This window comes from Leeuwenhoekiella nanhaiensis (assembly GCF_002744755.1).
Lineage (GTDB): Bacteria > Bacteroidota > Bacteroidia > Flavobacteriales > Flavobacteriaceae > Leeuwenhoekiella > Leeuwenhoekiella nanhaiensis.
Map to the genome: position 1 here is coordinate 324984 of NZ_KZ319287.1, position 22057 is coordinate 347040.

At 43.3% G+C, this 22057-nt stretch carries 15 protein-coding genes; 5 read left to right on the forward strand and 10 right to left on the reverse strand.

Going from position 1 to position 22057, the window contains the following annotated elements; translation table 11 throughout:
* Positions 1–11: 11 nt before the first annotated feature.
* The 4 genes from CJ305_RS01540 to metG form a co-directional block, all read right to left on the reverse strand.
* Positions 12–2483 carry a hypothetical protein gene (locus CJ305_RS01540; RefSeq protein ID WP_099644472.1) on the reverse strand — a complete coding sequence of 824 codons (2472 nt, stop codon included), beginning with the start codon at positions 2481–2483 and terminating at the stop codon, positions 12–14.
* Between the two features lie 72 nt (positions 2484–2555).
* Positions 2556–4694 carry a Tex family protein gene (locus tag CJ305_RS01545; protein ID WP_099644473.1) on the reverse strand — a complete coding sequence of 713 codons (2139 nt, stop codon included), beginning with the start codon at positions 4692–4694 and terminating at the stop codon, positions 2556–2558.
* A 151-nt stretch (positions 4695–4845) separates the two neighbouring features.
* On the reverse strand, positions 4846–5160 hold the full coding sequence (locus CJ305_RS01550) for a GIY-YIG nuclease family protein (protein ID WP_099644474.1): 315 nt from the start codon (positions 5158–5160) through the stop codon (positions 4846–4848).
* A 97-nt stretch (positions 5161–5257) separates the two neighbouring features.
* Complete coding sequence (gene metG / locus CJ305_RS01555) at positions 5258–7339, reverse strand: methionine--tRNA ligase (RefSeq protein ID WP_189319357.1); 2082 nt, start codon at positions 7337–7339, stop codon at positions 5258–5260.
* Positions 7340–7569: 230 nt separating this feature from the next.
* Between metG and CJ305_RS01560 the strand changes: the two genes are divergently transcribed.
* The 3 genes from CJ305_RS01560 to CJ305_RS01570 all read left to right on the forward strand — a co-directional run bounded on the left by CJ305_RS01560 (position 7570) and on the right by CJ305_RS01570 (position 11042).
* Positions 7570–8481, forward strand: a complete 912-nt coding sequence (locus CJ305_RS01560; RefSeq protein ID WP_099644476.1) for a S66 peptidase family protein — start codon at positions 7570–7572, stop codon at positions 8479–8481.
* 6 nt (positions 8482–8487) lie between these two features.
* The gene (locus CJ305_RS01565) at positions 8488–8847 is read left to right on the forward strand and encodes a YraN family protein (protein ID WP_099644477.1); all 360 of its coding nucleotides are present in this window, start codon (positions 8488–8490) and stop codon (positions 8845–8847) included.
* An 80-nt stretch (positions 8848–8927) separates the two neighbouring features.
* Positions 8928–11042 carry a M48 family metallopeptidase gene (locus CJ305_RS01570; RefSeq protein ID WP_099644478.1) on the forward strand — a complete coding sequence of 705 codons (2115 nt, stop codon included), beginning with the start codon at positions 8928–8930 and terminating at the stop codon, positions 11040–11042.
* Between the two features lie 84 nt (positions 11043–11126).
* On the opposite strand, the gene mfd is transcribed toward CJ305_RS01570, so the two are convergent.
* Positions 11127–14504, reverse strand: a complete 3378-nt coding sequence (mfd, locus tag CJ305_RS01575; protein ID WP_099644479.1) for a transcription-repair coupling factor — start codon at positions 14502–14504, stop codon at positions 11127–11129.
* A 219-nt stretch (positions 14505–14723) separates the two neighbouring features.
* Between mfd and CJ305_RS01580 the strand changes: the two genes are divergently transcribed.
* Entirely contained in the window at positions 14724–15506 is a 783-nt protein-coding gene (locus CJ305_RS01580) for an SDR family NAD(P)-dependent oxidoreductase (RefSeq protein WP_099644480.1), read from the forward strand.
* A gap of 5 nt (positions 15507–15511) precedes the next feature.
* Positions 15512–16867: a dihydrolipoyl dehydrogenase family protein gene (locus CJ305_RS01585; protein WP_099644481.1), complete on the forward strand. Its 1356-nt coding sequence runs from the start codon at positions 15512–15514 to the stop codon at positions 16865–16867.
* On the opposite strand, the gene CJ305_RS01590 is transcribed toward CJ305_RS01585, so the two are convergent.
* From CJ305_RS01590 to CJ305_RS01610, 5 genes are all read right to left on the reverse strand, one after another.
* On the reverse strand, positions 16864–17661 hold the full coding sequence (locus CJ305_RS01590) for a tryptophan-rich sensory protein (protein ID WP_099644482.1): 798 nt from the start codon (positions 17659–17661) through the stop codon (positions 16864–16866). The two genes, CJ305_RS01585 and CJ305_RS01590, sit on opposite strands and share 4 nt — an antisense overlap.
* A gap of 43 nt (positions 17662–17704) precedes the next feature.
* Positions 17705–18340, reverse strand: coding sequence for a ligase-associated DNA damage response endonuclease PdeM (pdeM, locus tag CJ305_RS01595; protein ID WP_099644483.1), 636 nt, complete (start codon positions 18338–18340; stop codon positions 17705–17707).
* 102 nt (positions 18341–18442) lie between these two features.
* Positions 18443–18850, reverse strand: coding sequence for a VOC family protein (locus CJ305_RS01600; RefSeq protein WP_099644484.1), 408 nt, complete (start codon positions 18848–18850; stop codon positions 18443–18445).
* Positions 18851–18958: 108 nt separating this feature from the next.
* Positions 18959–21427, reverse strand: coding sequence for a ligase-associated DNA damage response DEXH box helicase (locus CJ305_RS01605; RefSeq protein WP_099644485.1), 2469 nt, complete (start codon positions 21425–21427; stop codon positions 18959–18961).
* A gap of 122 nt (positions 21428–21549) precedes the next feature.
* Entirely contained in the window at positions 21550–21915 is a 366-nt protein-coding gene (locus CJ305_RS01610; protein ID WP_099644486.1) for an endonuclease domain-containing protein, read from the reverse strand.
* Between the last annotated feature and the right edge of the window lie 142 nt (positions 21916–22057).

The following is a 22057-nucleotide window of genomic DNA, read 5'->3' on the forward strand; positions in this document are numbered from 1 at the left end:
CGTATACAACACTATTCGTACAGGCTGCTATTTGAAGCAAATTCCTGAACTAAATGCACAAGAGTCCCATCCTGAGACAAGCCATTAATAACGACTTTATAGTCCACTGACGGTTTTTTTATTTTGAAGGAAAGGTTTCCGTTTTCATTTACCTGCATTTCGGGCATCCAATCAATTACTCCATAATTTTTATAAACCTCATCGGTATAACTTGAAAACTTGGGAATGTAATAGGCTTTCTTTTGAGCGAAAGCCACAGGAAAATTATAAGTGGGATATTTTTTTGTTTCATAAGGGCCAAATGATGAAGTAAATCTGGAGTAAACTTTTATTGATCCGCCACTTCCGAGGAAACCACTCCCCATTCCGGTATTATTTATTTCTACATAATCAACATTGGCAAGTGGATATTCAGCGAAAAAGGAACTATCCATTATCATATCGTCTAAGTAAAAAATTACCCCATCCATAGCTGCCGCCAAACTACTTTGATTCTCGTCAGGTATCTGTGTAACCCCGTTTGGGTTTTCATCATCGCTAGCAGAGTATTGAGAACCATCATTGATAAGTCGAAACCCTACATTAAATTGTCCAAGATTATCAAATACCTGTACACCAGGTTTAGTGGCGAGATATTTACCAAGAGTCCCAAAGAGTAAAATATCCTTTTCATCAACCACGCTTATTCTACCCCAACTGTGGTTTGCTAACTCACGCTCTCGTTTTTTTACTTTATCATAAGTAGTCTCAATTAAAACTTCGTCAAGCTGTTCTCTATCTGCGTCATCAGAAAAAGCAATTCTGGTGTTATTACCACTAACATCGGTTAAAATCTTCTCTTTAAAAGGTACATTAAGATAACCGGTATTAGCAATGTACCCGGGAATCTTAATCGGCATAGACCTGATGTATAGGGGAGGTGAGGAAAGTACCTCATTCTCTAATCTGGATATGGAGAGTGGTTCATTCTCATACTGCATAAAATTTTCTACGATAAAAGAATCCTGGTCACCCGGAATGGTAATAACCTGCGGTGCTCTGCTTTTGGTTGCGTGAATAAGAAATTTTTGATTTTCTTTTCGTGGTTTGAAGTTGTTGATAACAACCTGAAATTCCAGCAAATTCTCGGGTTTATAGCTAATGTTTATATCATTATTAAAAATCGCGTGCCAGTCATAACTGCTCCAGCCCTGCGTAATTAGCAGGTTGTCGAGTTCTTGTATTTTTCGCTCATCAATATTGGTGAAATACCATGTTGCCCGTTCTATTCCGCCTTTCACATAGGGCTGAAGCAAATAATAAGAAGCGATAGAATGATTTTGTTTGTAAGGCAATACGTTTTTAGGGAGAATCGACACACTTAATCTTGCAGAGTCTAAGGCTTTTTGAGCACGCATTACAATTTCTAAAGAATCTCGAGTCGCTCTAATTGTAGGTTTACTCAATGATGCCAGAGGTAAATTTTGGTAATTAAAAAATATACGTTCTGCAATAACCTTGTTATCAGCATTGAAGAGGGTTAAGGTATTGATACCATACTCCAGGCTTTTAAGATTAAAAATAAAGTCCAGATTTAGTTTGTTTTCAAAATTCACCTGATAGAGGCTGGTAGATTTTAGATTGTGAAGCATCAGGGAATATTCCTCTGCGTTTATCTGAGGGAGGCTTTCAGCATTGGTTTTGACCTGCAATCTTAAATCGTCTTTTGAGGTAATTGCGCTCAGAATAATCCCTTTAGGTTCAATATTAAAATCTATGGGCGTTTCTGTTATTTTACCATTAACATCTACGACCTTAGCCTTATATTTAATGCCCAGTTCAGGCACAAAAGCAAATTTACCAATGCCCACTTCATTGAGACTGAGATTTGCTATCATCTTGTCGTTTTGATCTGTGATCGTTATCTGCGCTTGAGATAAGCCCATCCCATTTTTACCTTTGGCGATAACGCCTACCGTATTCAAAACGTTGTTGAGCAAATGCCCGCTCTCTGGTAAGAACTGTACATCAACAGCAGCAGTGTTTGCAACTTTATCGGTTTGATTTGAATCGTTAAGCTCAACCACTTTAAATTGATCGATAAAATGATTTTGCTCTTTAAAATTGCGCATCCAGTTTGTAAAGGCCCGTATGGTATAGTTGCCTGAAGAAAAGGTAGAATCTATTGTGATGGTATGTGAAGCCCGCCCATTCTCGAGCAAAACAAGCTTTTCTTTAACAACTTTATTATCACCATCTTTAATTTGCACATAAAGGTTGGTGCTGGTTTTTGAGGGTGTGAGATCTTGTTTATTCACCACATAAGCGGTAAAACCTATTTGTTCTCCCTGAAGATAAACAGCCTTATTGAGATGTAAGTATGCGAGTTCACGAGGCATTTCCAGATAATTTTCCAGAGCTTGTTGCGGGCTACTTGAAGAATCCTGAGCTGTGGTGGTGGCGATGTTTAATAAAACAAGGAGTGTGAGTAGTATTCTTGCCATAATGAGATGATTTTAACAAAAAAAGCCACAATTATCCTGCCAGCTTCTTATTGATTTGAAAAATACTTAAGTCTAAGTACTCTTCAATTTATACAATTTTAGCTGAATACGCTTGCGTTTAATGTCAATTTCCAGCACTTTAACCACCACCTGTTCCTGGAGACTCACGTGGGCATTTACATCACTCACAAAACCATCGGCAAGATTGGAGATGTGAATCAAACCACTTTCTTTGATGCCGATATCTACAAAAGCGCCAAAATTGGTAATGTTGTTTACAATGCCCGGAAGCAGCTGACCTACCTCGAGATCTTCGATTTTGCGAATGTTTTGATTGAAGGTAAAAGCTTTTGCAGGTTCACGTGGATCGAGACCCGGTTTTTCGAGTTCGTCAAGAATGTCTTTCAGCGTAGGTAGGCCCACTTCATCGGTCACAAAATCGTTGAGGTTGATTTTTTTCAATAAACTGGTATTCCCAATGAGTTCACGCACCGAAACTTTCAGTTTATCTGCCATATCTTCAACCACTTCATAACGCTCAGGATGCACGGCGGAGTCGTCCAGTGGATTTTCAGCCTGTTTAACGCGCAAAAAACCTGCGGCCTGTTCAAAGGCTTTGGCACCCAGTCGGGGAACATTGAGGATTTGATTTCGCGAAGCGAAAGCCCCGTTTTCATCCCGGTAGCTCACAATATTTTCGGCGAGTTTAGGCCCAATACCCGAAACATAACTCAGCAGCGGCACACTGGCCGTATTGAGGTTAACGCCCACCGTATTTACACAGCTTTCTACCACGCGGTCGAGTTCGCTTTTCAATTTGGTTTGATCCACATCGTGCTGGTATTGCCCCACGCCAATGGACTTTGCGTCTATTTTCACCAGCTCGGCCAGCGGATCTGCCAGCCTGCGGCCAATGGAGACTGCACCCCGCACGGTCACATCATAATTTGGAAATTCGACGCGCGCGATTTTTGAAGCCGAATAAATACTGGCTCCTGCCTCGCTTACTACAAAAACCTCGAGGTCCCGATTGAATTGCATGCGTTTGATAAATTGTTCGGTTTCCCGACTAGCGGTTCCGTTACCAATAGCGATAGCTTGTATCTTGTGCGCGTCTACCAGAAAACTGATTTTACGCATCGCGCCTTTGGTATCGTTTTTAGGTGGGTGCGGGTAGATGGTTTCGTTATGCTGAAGACCGCCATTTTCATCCAGACACACCACTTTACAACCGGTTCTAAAGCCGGGATCTATCGCCAGGATTCGTTTTTCGCCCAAAGGTGAACCCAGCAAGAGTTGGCGCAGGTTTTTGGCAAAAACGGAGATCGCCTTGGCATCTGCTTTTTCCTTAGCAAGACTTAAAGCCTCATTGCTCAGCGCCGGAAACAGCAAACGTTTGTAGGCATCAGCTGCGGCGAGTTCAATTTGCTCTGCACAGGCGCCGTTAGATTTAACAATTCGACTGCTTATATTTTGTAACGCACGGTCGTCATCAATCTCCAGTTTTAAGCGAATAAAACCTTCATTGGCCGCCCGGGTGAGCGCTAAAAACCGGTGTGAGGGTATGCGAGATAATGATTCATCCCAGTCAAAATAATCTTTGTATTTCAGAGCCTGCTCCTCGTCTTTTTTAGACTTGACCACCCTGGTGACAATCTGGGCGTGGCGTTCTATTTGATTGCGTAGATAATTACGAATATCTGTGCGCTCATTAATCCATTCTGAAATGATGTGGCGTGCGCCCTCCAGTGCTTCTTCAATCGAATTTACAGCCTCACTACGATAATTATGCGCGGTGCTTTCCAGATCACGGGATTTCTGGGCCATAATGATTTTAGCAAGCGGTTCGAGTCCGTTTTCGCGCGCGGTATCGGCTTTGGTTTTTCGTGTTTTTTTATACGGAAGGTATAAGTCTTCTAAAACCGTAGCATCGGTGGTGTTCTCAATTTGTTTTTGAAGTTCGGGTGTTAAGACATCCTGTTCTTCTAGGGCTTTTAAGATTGAAACTTTCCGCTTTTCTAAAGCTTCAAACTGTTCTTTAAACTTGAGGATTTCGCCCAGCTGTACCTCATCCAGATTTCCCGTGCGCTCCTTCCGATAGCGTGAAATAAAAGGAATGGTAGCGCCTTCTTCCAGCAGTTGAAGGGTGTTTTTAATACCTGCTTCGGGTAAGTTGGTTGATGATTTTAAGTAGGAGAGGATTGTGGGCATGCTGTCTGATATTAATTGTTTGGGAGGCATCTCGACTGCGCCCGATGCGACATAAAATTCACTTTTGTGAGTGTTGAAAACGTTGTTGAGCACGGTTAATTTTGTCATGACGAGCGCAGTCGATTCTGTCCTGTCGAGCGCAGTCGAGACACTAGTCAGGTTTATACTTATGATGTGTTGCGTTTCTACACTCAGCAAGAATTTGGAGCAAATCATAGTCTCCAGAAATTAGAGCTGTTTTCTTCTTGGCGCTCCATTTTTTAATTTTCTTTTCAAAGAATATGGCCTGATTAACATCATTGAAATCCTGATAAAAAGCCAGTTCAACGGGTCTTCTGTTAAAGGTGTAACTATCTGGATTTATACCGGCATTATGTTGAGATAAACGTAAATCTATATTATTAGTTAATCCGGTGTAATAAGTGCCGTCTGAACATTTTAATATATAAACAAAATACGTTTTCATTTATGAATATTTGAAGCATCTCGACTGCGCTCGATGTGACAACCTATTACAATACTATTGGAAGATTATTCTAGTTATGTCGAGAGCAATCAAGACACTAACTAATAACCCCACCATTTTTTACCCCGGCAGTATCGGGATTCATAAATACCAGTTTACCCTGTGCGTCTTCAGTCATGAGGATCATACCCTGACTTTCTACGCCGCGTAATGCACGCGGAGCAAGATTTACCAAAACGGTTACCTGTTTGCCAACAATATCTTCAGGCTTAAAGCTTTCGGCTATACCCGAAACAATGGTGCGTACATCAATACCGGTGTCTACTTTTAGAATCAGTAATTTTTTGGTTTTCGGCATTTTTTCGGCTTCCAAAATCGTGCCTACACGCAAATCGAGTTTGGTAAAATCATCAAATTGAATGGTGTCTTTTTGCGGTGTTACCGCTGTATTTTCGGCTTGATTACTCATTTTAGTAGCTTCCAGTTTATCGAGTTGTTTTTGTATTTGTTCGTCTTCAATCTTGCTAAACAGAAGGGCGGCGGCATTAATCGTGTGTCCTACCGGCAGCAGGTCAATTTTTTCACCTAAAGATTTCCACGTCAGAGGCTGCGGCAAACGCATCAGTGGGTCTTCACTTTCAATATTGAGCATGTCTTTCAGCGTTTTTGCCGTATGAGGCAGGAAGGGTTCGCTTAAAACCGCCAGTGTAGCTGCGATTTGCAGGGCAACGTACATCACGGTCTGGGTGCGTTCCGCATCGGTTTTTACAGTTTTCCAGGGCTCTGCGTCAGCAAGGTATTTGTTTCCTAAACGGGCGACATTCATCAGTTCGTTTTGCGCTTCGCGGAAGCGATACCGCTCAATCGAACTCGCGATAACCGCGGGATAAGCTTTCATTTCGGCCAGCGCCTGCTCGTCTTCTTCAGTAAAGTCAAAGGCCTGCGGAATTTTCCCGTCGTAATATTTATTGGTCAATACCACCACGCGGTTGATAAAGTTTCCAAAAATCGCCACGAGTTCGTTGTTGTTACGCGCCTGAAAGTCGTTCCACGTAAAATCGTTGTCTTTGGTTTCGGGCGCATTTGCGGTGAGCGTATAGCGCAACACATCTTGCTGCCCGGGGAAATCCTGAAGGTACTCGTGCAACCACACCGCCCAGTTTTTAGAGGTCGAAAGCTTATTGCCTTCCAGATTTAAAAATTCGTTTGCAGGCACGTTATCGGGCAAAATGTAGCTGCCTTCAGCTTTAAGCATACTTGGGAAAATGATGCAGTGAAAAACGATGTTGTCTTTCCCGATAAAGTGTACCAGTTTGGTGTCTTCGGCTTTCCAGTAATCCTCCCAGTTTTTGCCTTTGCGCTCGGCCCATTCTTTAGTAGAGGAAATATAACCAATAGGTGCATCAAACCACACGTAAAGTACTTTGCCTTCGGCGCCTTCAACCGGTACGGGAATTCCCCAGTCCAGATCACGGGTCACCGCCCGTGGGCGCAGACCTTCGTCTATCCAGGATTTGCACTGGCCGTAAACATTCGATTTCCAGTCTTTTTTATGGTCTTCAAGAATCCATTGCTTCAGAAAATCTTCATAGCGCTCCAAAGGTAAAAACCAGTGTCGGGTTTCCTTTAAAACCGGCTTAGCGCCTGAAATAGTTGATTTGGGATTGATCAAATCGGTCGCGTTGAGCGACGAACCGCAATTTTCGCACTGATCGCCGTAGGCTTCCTCGTGGCCACATTTTGGGCAGGTGCCGGTCACAAACCGATCTGCCAAATATTGATTGGCTTCCGGGTCGTAGAGTTGCTCGGTCACTTCTTCAATAAAGTCACCTTTTTCATAAAGGGTCTTAAAAAAGTCTGAAGCCGTATCGTGATGTACCTGCGCTGAGGTACGGGAATAATTGTCAAACGAAATCCCAAATTCTTCAAAAGAATCTTTGATGATTTTGTGATACTTATCTACCACTTCCTGCGGAGTAATTCCCTCTTTTTTGGCCTTGATGCTTATAGCCACCCCGTGCTCATCGCTTCCGCAGATATAGGCGACATCCTTATCAAGCCCTCGCAAATAGCGCGCATAGATGTCAGCAGGTACATAAACGCCCGCCAGGTGACCTATATGTATAGGGCCGTTTGTGTAGGGCAAAGCAGCAGTAATGGTATATCTCTTAGGATCCATGAGGTTCAAAATTTTGTGCGGCAAAGATACCATTATGCGATTAAACCTACTAACCGCTACGGCTACAAATACAAAGTGCGTATATTAGTGGTCTGACGGGAATCTTTATTTTTGATTGGCTGCGCCAAAGGGTTTACTATCCTTAGGCCTGACCTAAACTCAAGGTTACGTTTCCTTTTTACGCCTTACGGGTTTTCCCGGAGGTAGTTTTATGAATAAAATTTGCAACTATGTTAACACCACCCTTTTTAAAAGCAGGAGATAAAGTAGGTATCGTGTGTACCGCCCGTAAAATTGATCGTGATGAACTCGATGAGGGTATTGCCATGCTTAAAAGCTGTGATCTTGTACCGGTTTTGGGTAAGACCATTGGGGCAGCAGATGATCAGTTTGGTGGGGATGATAAATTACGGGCGGCAGATTTGCAGGATATGCTTGATAATGAAGAAATACGTGCGGTGTGGTGTGCCCGTGGCGGGTATGGTACGGTACGTATTATTGACTGGATCAATTTTTACAAGTTTGTAAAATATCCCAAGTGGATCATTGGGTACAGCGACATAACGGTGCTGCATTCGCAGATTCATAAACTGGGTTTTGAAACCATACACGCTGTAATGCCGGTTGGAATTTCCAAAAACACCGCTCTTGCCAAACAAACCCTTGAAAATGCCTGGTTTGGAAGACCTCTGCATTACACGGTGCCTGCTTCGCCCCTAAATCGAATGGGAGAGGCACGTGCGCAATTGGTCGGCGGAAACATTTCAATATTATATTCCCTTTGCGGCAGTTCGAGCTCTATAGATACCGATAATAAAATTCTATTCCTGGAAGATTTGGACGAATACCTCTACCACGTAGATCGCATGATGGTAAACCTGAAGCGAAATGGGATGTTGCGCAACCTGAAAGGGCTTATAGTGGGCGGACTCACCAAAATGCACGACAACAGTGTCCCCTTTGGAAAAACCGCGGAAGAGATTGTATTTGATGCCGTATCTGAATACGAGTATCCGGTTTGTTTTGATTTTCCGGCAGGGCATTTAGATGATAACCGGGCTCTTATTTTTGGTCGCGATATCTCATTTGTAGTTAACGAGCGCGGTGCGAAAGTGTATTTTGAAGAACCTGAAATGCAATAGATCAGGATCGTGAATCATAACGAACTCGGGATTTGGGGCGAAAAATTTGCAGCAGATTATTTGCTGCGTAAAGGTTACGAGATTCTGGAACGCAACTGGTTTTTTGATAAAGCCGAAATAGACATCATCGCCAGGCAGGGAGAACAGCTTGTTATCGTTGAGGTTAAAACCCGTAACTCAGATTTTTTCGGCGATCCGCAGGAATTTGTAAAGCCTTCTAAAAGAAAACTACTGGTCAAAGCCGCAAACGAGTACATCATCTCAAACGATCTGGATATCGAGACCCGCTTTGATATCATCGCCATTTTAAAAAACTCCAAACAGGAAGAACTGGAGCATTTTGAAAATGCGTTTTATCATTTTTGAAAATATTTTGGCGGAAAAGCGTATTTAAAATTGTAAAATTTAGTTAAAAATACGAGCTTAGAAGCTTAAAAGCTTTTTCTGTGAGTTCATTACTTTATCCTGCAAGTCCCACCTCAATCCCTGACAAGTTAACTTCTTTAGCCTCTTCTTATAAGTACAGAGCTGCTTTAGCCGTTTTGGGTATTTTTCTGTTTTTCCTATTATACGCCGCCCTGGTCGCTTTTTTGGGATATTCTATTTATTACGCATTTACTTATGAAATAACCAACTACAACAAATGGACTATTTTGCTCAAAATAGGTTCTATTGCTGCGAGCATCATGTTGTTTTTGTTTACGCTCAAGTTTATCCTAAAGCTTAAAAATCCTAAACCATCCAACCGCATTAAGCTTAAAAAAGAGGAGCATCCTGATTTATGGAATTTTATAAACGCTATCTGTGAAGAAACAGGAGCTCCTAAACCCAAGAACATATATGTAGATCCTGACGTTAATGCCTATGTTAGGTATACAAATATCTGGTTGAGCCTCATTCTGCCGGTGAAAAAGGAATTGACAATAGGATTGGGTTTACTGGACTGCCTCAATCTTTCTGAATTCAAAGCCGTGACTGCTCACGAGTTTGGTCATTTCGCCCAAAAAAGCATGAAAATTGGCAGTTACATCAATTCTGCAAATACCATAATTCACGACATGATTTTTGATCGCGATAAATGGGACGATCTGCTTGATAAATGGCGCGGGACAGATATCCGATTATCTTTTGCGGCCTGGGCAATCACACCGGTAATCTGGCTGATTCGTCAGTTGTTGCGTTTATTCTACCAGTTTTTGAACGTTATGTATTCATCGCTTTCGCGGGAAATGGAATTTAATGCAGATAAGGTAGCGGTTAAAGCTTCGGGAAGTGATCCTATAGTTTCTGCACTGTGGAAACTTGACGATGGCTCTAATGCCTGGAATAATACCGTGAACTATGCCTATGTGGCTTCACAAAAGGGAATTGCGGTTAACAATTTATATGAGCACAGTTCGCACGCGACACAGGAAATTTTAAGCAAACTTCAGGAAAAGTTCAATGCGCTGCCGGTTCATCCGGAAGGTGGAAAGCGTTTTTTTGATGATGCCGACCATGCTGTTGTTGGTATGTACGCCAGTCATCCTTCCAATCAGTCCCGGGAAGAAAATGCTAAAAAGCCCTATGTACCTTGTGATTACGATGAGCGCTCCCCCTGGTTGCTTTTTGGTAATTATACCGGATTGCAGGAGCAAATGACCCGTGTGATTTATAAAGAATATTTAAAAGCTGAGGTAAACGAGCCGGTTAGTTTCAATGCATTTCAGGAATTCATCAAAGAAGAATCCTCCGGGACAGAACTTCTTGAGGCCTATCATCATACCTTTCAGGATCGCTATTTACATATTCCGGATCTTAGAAATATTGAAGCGATCAAGGAAAAAGGAATTCAGGATCCCTTATACTTTAAAAATTTACGGGATGAGGTAAAAGAACTGATGAAGCCCGTCAAAGAACTGAATCAGTTGCTTGTTCAGATTGTAAAGATTGCTCAGGGGGAAAGCAAAGAAAAATCAGTCACTTATAAAGGAGAGACCTATTCTAAAAAGAAAATGGAGTCTATATATCAGACGGTTTTAGAAGATCGTAATTTGCTGCTAAATACGTCTTTTGCAACCTGGGATAAAAAATTTTGCTACGCTTACTTAAATATTGCTCTCGAGCTTGACGCATACGATCAACTTTATAAACATTACAAACAGCACGAGGCTATCAGCACCATTTATAAGGATTTCGCAGATAGCAAAACGGGTATTTTGAATGCCCTTCAGGATCTTCAGGCGAAAGGATCTGCAACGGAAGATGATGTCAGGGAACTTTCTACAACCATCAAAAATACCGCTTCGGGTTTAGAGCTTAAATTGAGCCGATTAGATGAAATAGATTTTGTAAAACTTCCTAATATTGGTACCAATCAGGAGTTAAAAGAAGCGATTATAAAACCCGGAGAACTTGCTGTAAAACCAGGTAATATTTTTGAAACAGGTCATTTTCAGGTTATTCTCAATACGATTGATAAAATCCTTACCAATTTGCAACGCATTGATCAGAAGAGTATGGCATCGCTTCTTCAAAAACAGCAAACCCTTGAAGAACGCTGGAAAAATACCTTGGATTAAACCAGTAGAAATATGTGATCAGAACTCAAACACCAAATGAAATAAGGCCGTTTTAATCCTGACTAAATCTCAGTTCATTCAGATTTAAATTTCAGCCTTCTCCACTTTCTTCGGCATCAGGGGTTTCAACAACTCTACAGCTTTGTTCACTGAGGAAATACCGGGAGCGGTAAGTAGTAATCGCAATCCTTTTGAAGTTTTCTTTTCTTTAAGCGTAACGCGGTTTGCGTGGGTTTGCACAAACTGAAGCATTCTTGAGAACGCAGCGCTCTGGTAGAATTTAGATTGCTGGTCTGCAATAAAAAAGCCGATAAGTTTTTTGTTTTTCATCACCACTTTTTCGAGTCCGTAATGGGTGGCGACCCACTTGATGCGCACCGAATTCAGTAAATCTTCGGCTTGCGATGGTAATTCACCAAATCGGTCAATCAGGCGGGCTTCAAAAGCTGCGAGTTCTTCTTCGGTCTTGAGACTGTTGAGTTCGGTATACAGATTTAAACGCTCGGTGATGTTGTTGATGTAATCATCAGGGAAAAGCAGTGAGAAGTCCGAATCAATCACCGTATCCTTGACGTATTCTTTGTTTTCGTCATCCGCATTTTGATCGGCATACAGATCGGCGAACTCGTTTTCTTTAAGCTCTTCAATGGCCTCGTTGAGGATTTTTTGATAGGTATCAAAACCTATTTCGTTGATAAAGCCACTTTGCTCTCCGCCTAATAAATCCCCGGCGCCACGAATCTCCAGATCTTTCATAGCAATATTAAAACCGCTGCCCAGACTTGAGAATTGCTCCAAAGCGGTCATACGCTTACGCGCGTCTTCGGTCATTGCCGAGAGTGGCGGCGTAATGAAATAACAGAATGCTTTCTTGTTGCTTCGGCCCACACGACCCCGCATCTGGTGCAGGTCTGAAAGTCCGAAATTATTAGCGTTATTGATGAAAATCGTATTGGCATTCGGCACATCAAGCCCACTCTCCACAATTGTGGTAGAGACCAAAACGTCAAACTCCCCGTCCATAAATTTCAGCATCAGCTCTTCCAGCTTTTTGCCGTCCATCTGGCCGTGGCCAATTCCTACCTTAGCATCCGGAACCAGACGCTGAATCATTCCTGCAACTTCCTTGATGTTCTGCAGGCGGTTATGAATGAAAAATACCTGTCCACCGCGTTGTATTTCATAAGAAATAGCATCGCGTATCACTTCCTCAGAAAGGCGAACGATATGCGTCTCAATGGGATAACGGTTGGGCGGTGGCGTTGTAATAGTGCTCAAATCGCGCGCGGCCATCAGGCTAAACTGCAGCGTACGCGGTATGGGTGTAGCGGTTAGCGTGAGCGTATCTACGTTCTCTTTGATGGTCTTGAGCTTGTCTTTTACGGCTACGCCAAACTTTTGCTCCTCATCAACGATGAGCAATCCCAGATCTTTAAACTTTACGTTTTTACTGGTAAGCTGGTGGGTGCCAATGATGATGTCTACCCTTCCGTTAGCAAGTCGCTCCAGCGTTTCTCGTTTTTCTTTCGCTGTGCGAAAACGGTTCAGATAATCTACCGTAACGGGTAAATCTTTAAGCCGCTCGCTGAATGTTTTATGATGCTGAAAGGCCAAAATCGTCGTGGGTACTAAAACTGCAACTTGTTTGCCGTTATCTACCGCTTTAAAGGCTGCACGTATGGCAACCTCGGTTTTACCAAAGCCCACATCGCCACAAACCAGGCGATCCATGGGGCGGGTACTTTCCATATCTGCTTTTACAGCTTCGGTGGCCGTGCTTTGATCGGGCGTGTCTTCGTAGATAAAACTGGCTTCGAGTTCATTTTGTAAATAGGTGTCGGGCCCAAAAGCAAATCCTTTTTCAAGCCTGCGTTTCGCATACAGCTTGATGAGGTTAAAGGCGATCTCCTTGACCTTGGTTTTGGTCTTTTGCTTCAGTTTTTTCCAGGCGGCGCTGCCTAACTTATAAATCTGGGGTGGTTTGCCGTCTTTACCGTTGTATTTTGTGACCTTGTGCAGCGAGTGAATGCTGAGGTACAGCACATCGCGCTCGCCATAAATCAGTTTGATGGCTTCCTGACGCTTGCCTTCAACTTCAATTTTCTGGAGTCCGCCAAATTTCCCGATCCCGTGATCAATATGCGTTACATAATCGCCTATCTGCAGGCTGGTCAACTCTTTAAGCGTAATCGCCTGCTTTTTGGCGTAGCCGTCTTTCAGCTTAAACTTGTGATAGCGTTCAAAAATCTGATGATCGGTATAGCAAACAATTTTTAAATCTTCATCAATAAAGCCGCGGTAGAGCGAAATAATGATGGTTTCGTACTGCCTGACGTTGAGGTCTGCATCGTCAAAAATATCCTGAAAACGTTTGGCCTGTTGCTCGCTGGCGCAGCAAATGTAATTGGTGTAACCGGCCTCGTAATTTTCGTTCAGGTTTTCAATAAGCAGGTTGAATTGCTTATTAAAAGCCGGTTGCGGCTGCTGATTGAAGGTAATCGTAACCCCTGATGATTCGTTTGCGGTGGTGTCGTTGACGCGCACCAGCTGAAAATCGAGCAGTTGCTTGCGTATCAGTGCCGAATCGCAAAAAAGTTCGCCCGGATCGGTGCGTTTGATTTCGCTGTCCAGCTTATTGTAAGCTTCCTGGGCTTTTTCAAAATTGGTATCTATACGTGCCGAAAGCTGCTCCAGATCCTGCGCAAAAACCACCGTGTCTGCCGAAATGTATTTAAAGAAACTCTCGCATTTTTCCTGAAGCATTTTATGCTCCACATTGGGCATCAGGCTTATTTTATTCACTTTGTTGACCGAAAGCTGCGTCTCCACATCAAAGGTGCGGATGCTGTCTACCTCATCGCCAAAAAACTCAATGCGATACGGCTCGTCGTGGGAAAACGAGAACACATCTATGATTCCCCCGCGTACCGAAAATTCTCCGGGTTCGGTCACAAAATCCACACGCTTGAACTTGTATTCAAAAAGCATTTCGTTTACAAAATCGAGCGAAAGCTTATCGTTGAGTTTTACCTTAAGCGTGCTTTTGTCAAGTTCTTTACGGGTGACTACTTTTTCAAAGAGCGCATCAGGGTAGGTGACAATGAGTGCCGGTTTTTTGCGGCTGTTGATGCGGTTAAGCACTTCGGCGCGCAACAATACATTGGCATTGTCTGTTTCTTCGATTTGATAGGGCCTGCGGTAGCTTCCGGGATAAAAGAGTACATTACTTTCCTTAACCAGTTGTTCCAGGTCATTCAACACGTATGCCGCTTCTTCCTTATCATTTAAAATGACCAGAAAAGGTTTTGTGGCTTCCTTAAAACTTTCGGCAATAACCAGAGAAAGCGAAGAGCCTATAAGGCCATTCAGGTTGATGCGGTTTTGAGAACCGGCAATAGCGTTTTGCAGATTCTGCAGTTGCAGAGCCTGTGAAATGGGCCTTGTAATTTTTGAACTACTCAATCGTATCGATTAATGCGGGATCTAAGTCCCGTTAGTATCAGTTAATCTGCAATTGCAGAACGAAGCATTTTCGGAGCGCAAAGATAAGGGCTTAAGGCCTTCTTTCACAATGGCGATAAGGGATTTATCATTTCTGTAACACAAGATGGGCAAAGGCTTTCCTATTTTTGAGAAAAGCCGAAACAGGCCACCTGCATTAATTTTCCACTAAACATTACTATGGATTTACAACTCAACTCAAAACGAGCCTTTATTTCGGGCTCTACTAAAGGAATAGGACGCGCGATTGCTAAAACCCTGGCGGAAGAAGGAGCAGAGGTTATCATTAACGGCAGATCTCAGGATTCTATTGATGAAGCGATCAAAACTGTTAAGGCTGAAGTGCCACAGGCTAAAATAAGCGGAATCCCTTGCGATTTTGCCAAGCCTGAAGAGATAGATGCACTGCTAAAGCAATTGGGAAAAGTTGATATTCTCGTAAATAACGTAGGCGTTTTTGAACCGAAAGACTTCCTGGAAATTCCTGACGGGGATTGGCAGCGTTTTTACGATATTAATGTGATGAGCGGCGTGCGGTTGTCACGGGCGCTGCTTCCTGCAATGCTGGAGCAGAACTGGGGGCGTATCATTTTTATTTCGAGCGAGAGCGGATTGAATATTCCGGTAGAAATGGTGCATTACGGGATGACCAAAACCGCGCAACTGGCTATTTCGCGGGGAATCGCCGAGACTACTAAAGGAACCGGCGTAACTGTAAACAGCGTGTTGCCCGGACCAACCTTGTCTGAAGGGGTGCGCGAATTTGCAAATATTGGGGAAGACGCTTCCCGCGAAGAGGTGGAAAACGAGTTTTTTACCACAGAACGGCCTACTTCACTCATTCAGCGTTTTGCAGAACCTCAGGAAGTGGCCAATATGGTTGCTTATGTGGCGAGTCCTAAATCTGCCGCAACTAACGGCGCCAGCCTGCGTGTAGACGGCGGTTGTGTAAAAATCATCTAGAAATTATGGGAATTGAACATTACGATCTTTTTATAATAGGAACCGGTAATGCCGGTAAGCACGTGGCTTACGATGCGGTTGATGCCGGTTTGCGGGTTGCTATTGCAGACAATCGCGAGTACGGCGGTACCTGCGCCAATCGCGGTTGTGACCCCAAAAAAGTTCTGGTGGGGATCACCGAAGTTTTAGAACGCAGCATCGATATGCAGGGTAAAGGCGTTTGTGATTTGCCCAGAATAGACTGGAAGGATCTTATTGCCTTTAAAAAAACATTTACAGAAGCCGTTCCTTTTACCACCGAGCGAAAACTGGAAGATTTAGGCATCAAACTGTATCATCAATCGCCTAAGTTTTTGGGCGAAAATACCTTGTCTGTAGAAGGAAAAACGGTAACGGCAGACAAGATCGTCATCGCTACCGGAAACATTCCGCTTGAATTGAAAATTCCCGGGAGAGAGCATTTGCTCATCAGCGATGATTTTCTGGAGCTTGAAGAACTGCCGGAAAGCATGATTTTTATCGGCGCGGGCTACATTGGGATGGAGTTTGCCCATATCGCTGCCCGCTGTGGCGTAGACGTCACTTTGGTTGATGTAAACGAACGCATTTTATCCAATTTTGATAAAGGGCTAGCCTTGTATCTTCAAGAAAATTCGGAGCAGCTGGGCATCAAATTTATTTTCAATGCAAGAGCTGTGGGGGTTGAAAAGCTTCGTAAAAATCACCGTGTAACACTTGAGGTTGATGGCAAGGAGCAGGAGATCAAAGCCGAATTGGTTTTCAATACAGCCGGAAGAGTTCCTGCTGTAGCTGATCTGGATTTGGAAAAAGGCAACGTAGCTTACACGCCTAAGGGAGTTACCGTAAATGAATATACCCAAAGCACTACCAATCCTAATGTGTATGCCTGTGGAGACGTCGCCAATACCGGAGAATTACCGCTTACGCCCATTGCTCATCAGGAAGCGCGTATTACAGCCAAAAATATTCTGAAAGGCAAGAATTATATGAAACTCGACGTGCCGCCTACACCTTCAGTGGTTTTTACGCAGCCTCAATTGGCTATGGTTGGGATGAATGAAAAGCAGGCCCGCGAAGCCGGCTATGATTTTGTGGTAAATGAGCAAAATGTGCCAGACTGGTATAACTCCAAGCGGATGAATCAAAACTGCTACGCCTATAAAACGCTGGTTGATAAAGAAACGGGTTATATTTTAGGGGCTCATCTTCTCAGTTGGGACGCTGCAGAAACCATCAATATGTTTGTGATGGCGATGTGTGGAAGGCTCGATGTGAACACTTTAAAGGGCATGGTATTTACCTATCCCAGCTGGGCAAGTGACATTAAATCAATGATTTAATTACTGATACGCTCTTTGCATTTTTCTATTGGATTGGTTTTACGGTTTCGATAGCCGTGAATTCCCGCGGCGACGCTAAGTACAATTGCTCCCGCCAGTGCATAATAGGCAATGGCCGGGATTTCACCATTATGCCTTATGAAAATGGCAAAAAGCGCCCAGGCACCTACCATTGCAAATTCCCGCATATTTCGCAAATTGATCATCAAATTGTTGAGGTAAACGGCTATGGTAATTAATACCATTGTTGTGATAATTTGGGTGAGTTGAGAAAATTCAATCCCCAGACTTACAATAAAAGCTGAAATGTTAGCGATTGTCGCCACGGCAATCCACCCGCTGTAAATACAAATGGGCCACCAGACGAATGCGATAATTTCAATAGGCGCATCCCAGCGTTCCATATTGGTTTTAAGAACGGTTTTAAGAAGCGAAATTAGTATTCCCAGCATAATCAGGACTGAAAGCCAAATCTGGTCGTAAATAAAAGCAAGCACCCAGCCGGCATTGAGCACATTGGCAATGGCAAACCAATATCCTGTTTGCTCCAAATGCGGTGTGTCCTTTTTACTGAAAAATGCCCGTCTGATACCGAAAAGTGCATAACCCACCAGTCCCAAAAAGATCACTCCCCAAATCGAAAAAGCATAACCGGCAGGCGTAAACAGATTGTCGTAACGCGCGCTCATTTCGCCAATGGTCGTATCATTCCAGCGCTGTGCCTGTGAAAGTCCGTTTATGGTAAGCACCAGTACCACTGAAAGCAGGTTGAGGATGGCAAGTTTCTTTTTCATAGTACGTTTTTAAAGTCCTCCCTTCAGGAGTATTTAGCAGGGTTTAACACACCCGGATCACCTCATTTTTGGTCACGGCAAAAACCTGATCGCCGGTTTTGGGTTCCAAATAGTAATTTCCCGTAAATGTACCAAATGCGGGTAAAATCAACTGATTTTCAGTCTTAAAGAAACACGAAAGTTTCAGTACCTGACGGCCTAATCCGCCCATTCGAATTCCCGGATGAATATGCCCGCAAAAATTAAAAAGACCTTCCCGCTCTTCAGGATGATGGGTGAGTAAAAAACCTTCGGTTATAATTTCAGAATAGATCGCGATACCCAGCTTTTCATACTTTAACGGATTGATGATGTCGTGGTTACCGGCAACCAAAATCACGTTTTCCTTCCGCGATTTAACCCAATCCTCAAAGAGTTGCCATTCGGTATTCAAACTGCTGTGAAACAAATCGCCCAAAAAGCAAATGTTGTTGGCCTTAAAAGCATCTGCGATACGGGTGAGCTGCTTAAAATTTTCGGCCACGGCCTTGAAGGGAACTGGGCTTCCATGTTTTCTAAAATGCGAAACTTTCCCCAAATGCACATCGGCAATGAGCAAGGTTGACTTTTCGATCCAAAAAATCCCACCCGAAGGATGCAAGACAAAATTTTGGCCTAAAATGGAAAGCGACTGATTCATAGCGCTGCAAATTTCAGTCATTTTAGCGGGCTAGTCAACGCTATAACAAAAAAATGCCGAAGCATTAACTTCGGCATTTTAATCTATTTTGATAGCAACTGATTAGTTCAAGTCAGCATTCAACATCCAGTTTACGCCGTACTTATCGCGTACACGAGCATAAAAGGCATTCCAGCTGGTTTCTTGCGGATCTGCCAGGCTTTGACCTTCAGCAGACAGTTTTTTAAACAGCTCACTTACTTCTTCTTTACTGTCGAGATCTACACCCAATTGCACCGTATTACCCTGTTGCACCGGGGTATCGGGGGAAGCATCATAGGCCATCAGATGAATTCCTTTTCCTTTAAGTTCTGCGTGTTGCAGTTTATTGCGGTAGCTTCCGGGAATATCAATTTCTTTCCCTTCGTAGGTTTCTTTATTAATGATATCACCACCAAAGCAATCCTGATAAAAATTCAGCGCTTCCTGGCATTCTCCTCTAAACGTTAAATATGGTTTTACAGTCGTCATAATTTTGATTTTTTAGTTCTCTTAAAGATACGCAGTAAAGCCTGTATTTATAAGCTCTCACGTGTTATAGTGTTCTTAAGCAAAGGCTAAAGTCTGTTAAGAGAAGGGCTAAATCTTATCCAGATAGCGCAGCATGTTTTTAATGCGATCTTCCAGCTTCTCACTGCTCAGTTTTTCCCGAAGACGGTCTGTAATAATAGGGAAGGAGAAAGGAGTGGCTTTTTCGCAGGCTTTAACCACTATTTCCTGTTTTTCTATACGCTCCAGTGCCAGGCGCAAGCGGACTTCTTCGAGCTGATGTTCAAAAGTCTCCCGGTATGCCTGCTGAAAAAGTAAATTTTCGGGTTCGTAATCTCTGAACACTTCAAACAACAACTGACTGTTGCTTTGCAGATGTTTGTTTTTGACGATTTTCCCCGGAAAACCGGTAAATACCATCCCGCTGATGACCGCAATATCACGGAATTTCCGCCGGGCCATTTCGGTGCTGTTCAGGCTTTTTTGAAGGTCTTCTACTAAAAAACGAGCCGTAAATAAGTCGTTGTCGAGCACCTGCTGCATATCGATTTTTTGGTCTGAAAGGATTTCAAAACCGTAATCATTAAATGCGATGCTGAAGGTTATGGGCGAAAGTAAACTGATGCGGTAGGCCAGTAAACTTCCTAAAGCCTCGTGTACAAAGCGGCCTTCAAAGGGATAAAATATATGGTGAAAACCCTCCCGGCTTTTGAAAGTTTCAATTAAAAACTGATCGTTATTGGGAACAATTGATTCCAAGCGCTGCCGGTCGAAGATATCTTTTAACGCCTGAAGCTCCCGGGTTTGTTGTTCAAAAGGCAAATTTGCCGAATATAATTCTTCGCGCAGCAACTCGCTCATTTGTGCCGAAAGCGTCAACCGACCGCCCATCCAACTCACCACTTTTGCCTGCTTTTTGGTTTTAGCCTTTTTCACCAAAACCTGCATGCCTTTGATGCGATACAGCTCCAGGTTTTTACCGGCAAACGTAAAGACATCACCAGGCGAGAGTTTAGAGATAAACCATTCTTCAACGGTGCCAATGTAGCCGCCTTTTAAATATTTGACCTGCAGGGCGGCATCGCCTACAATGGTACCGATCTGTAACCGATGGCGCATCGCGACGGCTTTGCTGTGCACTTTAAACCTGCCGTCCTCTTCAATTTCAATCTTTTTATACTCGTCGTAGGCCTGTAGCGACTGACTGCCTTTGGTGATAAAATTCAGAATCCATCGCCATTGCTCTTCGCTCATCGCCTGAAAGCAGAAAGTTTGTTTGACTTCCTTCCAGATTTCTGCCGGGTAAAAACCGTCTGCGACTGCAAGCGTGGTTAAATATTGAATCAACACATCAAAACTCAATAAATAGGGAATACGGTCTTCAACCACCTGATTGATCGCTGCCTTCCCCAGCGCCGAAGCTTCTATGAGTTCAATCGCGTGCGTAGGTAAAAAGTAGATTACACTTTCTTTCCCGGGTTGATGCCCGCTGCGACCGGCACGTTGTAAAAAACGGGCAACGCCTTTAGGACCACCAATTTGAATGATACTTTCTACCGGAGCAAAATCAACGCCCAGATCGAGACTTGAGGTGCAAATCACGGCTTTCAGGCTTTCGTTTCTGATGGCCTGTTCAACCCAGAGCCGGGTTTCTTTGTTGATGCTGCCATGATGCATAGCGAGTTCGCCGGCATACTCCGGGTGCTTGTACATCATTTTCTGAAACCAAAGTTCGCACTGCGCCCGTGTATTGGTAAACAAAAGTGTGGTTTTGCTGTTGTTGATGATAGGTACGACTTCTTCCAACAGGTGCAATCCCATATGTCCGCGCCATGGAAATTTCTCCATAGTTTCGGGGATTATGCTTTCAACCTTGTAGGTTTTTCCCAGATTGGCTTTGACTAAAACCGAATTTTTAAAGGCTTTAGAATCAGGTCCCAAAAGGACCTCGCGTGCCTGATCGAGATTACCTATGGTTGCTGAAATTCCCCAGATACGCAGTTTTGGGGCAATAGCTTTAAGCCGGGAGAGTCCAAGTTCGGTTTGTACCCCACGTTTGCTGCCCAGCAGTTCGTGCCATTCGTCAATTACGATAGCCGTACAATTCTTAAAAACCTTCTTATAGCCTTTGCTCGTCAGCAAAAGCTGAAGGCTCTCTGGAGTAGTTATGAGCAAGTCGGGCATTTTGCGTTTTTGCTTTGCCCGTTCCGTCTGAGGCGTGTCACCGGTTCGTATGCCTACCGTTAGTTGGGTTTCCAAACCATCTGCAAAACGCGCTGCCGCCTGCGCAATTTCCACCGAAAGTGCCCGCAAAGGCGTAATCCAAATTGCTTTAAGTCCCGGTTTATGTTTGGTTTTATAATCAGGATTGTTTTTGATGTAATCCAAAACAAATGCTACCCAAAGGGCGTAGGTTTTACCGCTTCCTGTAGGCGCGTTAAGCAGACCATTTTTACCTTCCAAAAACGCTCCCCAGGTCTCTTCCTGAAACGCAAAGGGTTTCCATCCCTGATTTTTAAACCAGGATTGCGCGAGTTTATGGAGTTGGTTTTTTGTCATATGGGGCTACGAATCCTTCCGTTTTTGCCTTCGGCAAAACCACCTTCCCTTATCAAGGGAAGGAGCTTAAAAGCTCCCCTCTTAGTATAGGAGGGGTGTCCCGATTTTCGGGACGGGGTGGTTTACTCCTTTTTAAAATTATCTTCAATCTCATTCAATACACTGGGTAAAAAGTCAAACACCATTTTGTTTTCAAAACGTATGACGTTAAAGCCCAGTTCATTTAATTTTTCAGTTCTGTACGCATCATATTCTGCAACGTCCGGATTTTGATGATAATGACCGTCTAACTCTACAATCAGTTTTTCTGAAGGACAGTAAAAGTCAACAATAAAGTAGGTGATGCTGTGTTGTCTTCTAAACTTTCTACCCGCAAGTTGAGATTTTTGTAAGTGTCTCCATAAAAAAGCTTCGGCAGGAGTTAGATGCGACCGCAAATACTTCCTTCTGCTCTCCAGTATTTTTAAGTTGTGTATTTGTTTTTTCATAAACTAGCGGGATCACGAACCACCTCTTTCTTTGCCTTCGCCAAATTCATTCTCCTCCTTAAAAAGGAGGAGAGCTTTTTAGAGCTTTTGATTTCAGTCCAATTTACAAATAGTACCTTAATCAACATTTAGCTTGCATCAT

Coding starts and splice junctions, on each gene's coding strand:
- metG (WP_189319357.1), bottom strand. CDS start 7,339: ATGGATCCTAAGAGATATACCATTACTGCTGCTTTGCCCTACACAAAC.
- CJ305_RS01585 (WP_099644481.1), top strand. CDS start 15,512: ATGGGAATTGAACATTACGATCTTTTTATAATAGGAACCGGTAATGCC.
- pdeM (WP_099644483.1), bottom strand. CDS start 18,340: ATGAATCAGTCGCTTTCCATTTTAGGCCAAAATTTTGTCTTGCATCCT.
- CJ305_RS01605 (WP_099644485.1), bottom strand. CDS start 21,427: ATGACAAAAAACCAACTCCATAAACTCGCGCAATCCTGGTTTAAAAAT.
- CJ305_RS01590 (WP_099644482.1), bottom strand. CDS start 17,661: ATGAAAAAGAAACTTGCCATCCTCAACCTGCTTTCAGTGGTACTGGTG.
- CJ305_RS01540 (WP_099644472.1), bottom strand. CDS start 2,483: ATGGCAAGAATACTACTCACACTCCTTGTTTTATTAAACATCGCCACC.
- CJ305_RS01560 (WP_099644476.1), top strand. CDS start 7,570: ATGTTAACACCACCCTTTTTAAAAGCAGGAGATAAAGTAGGTATCGTG.
- CJ305_RS01545 (WP_099644473.1), bottom strand. CDS start 4,694: ATGCCCACAATCCTCTCCTACTTAAAATCATCAACCAACTTACCCGAA.
- CJ305_RS01610 (WP_099644486.1), bottom strand. CDS start 21,915: ATGAAAAAACAAATACACAACTTAAAAATACTGGAGAGCAGAAGGAAG.
- CJ305_RS01580 (WP_099644480.1), top strand. CDS start 14,724: ATGGATTTACAACTCAACTCAAAACGAGCCTTTATTTCGGGCTCTACT.
- CJ305_RS01600 (WP_099644484.1), bottom strand. CDS start 18,850: ATGACGACTGTAAAACCATATTTAACGTTTAGAGGAGAATGCCAGGAA.
- CJ305_RS01550 (WP_099644474.1), bottom strand. CDS start 5,160: ATGAAAACGTATTTTGTTTATATATTAAAATGTTCAGACGGCACTTAT.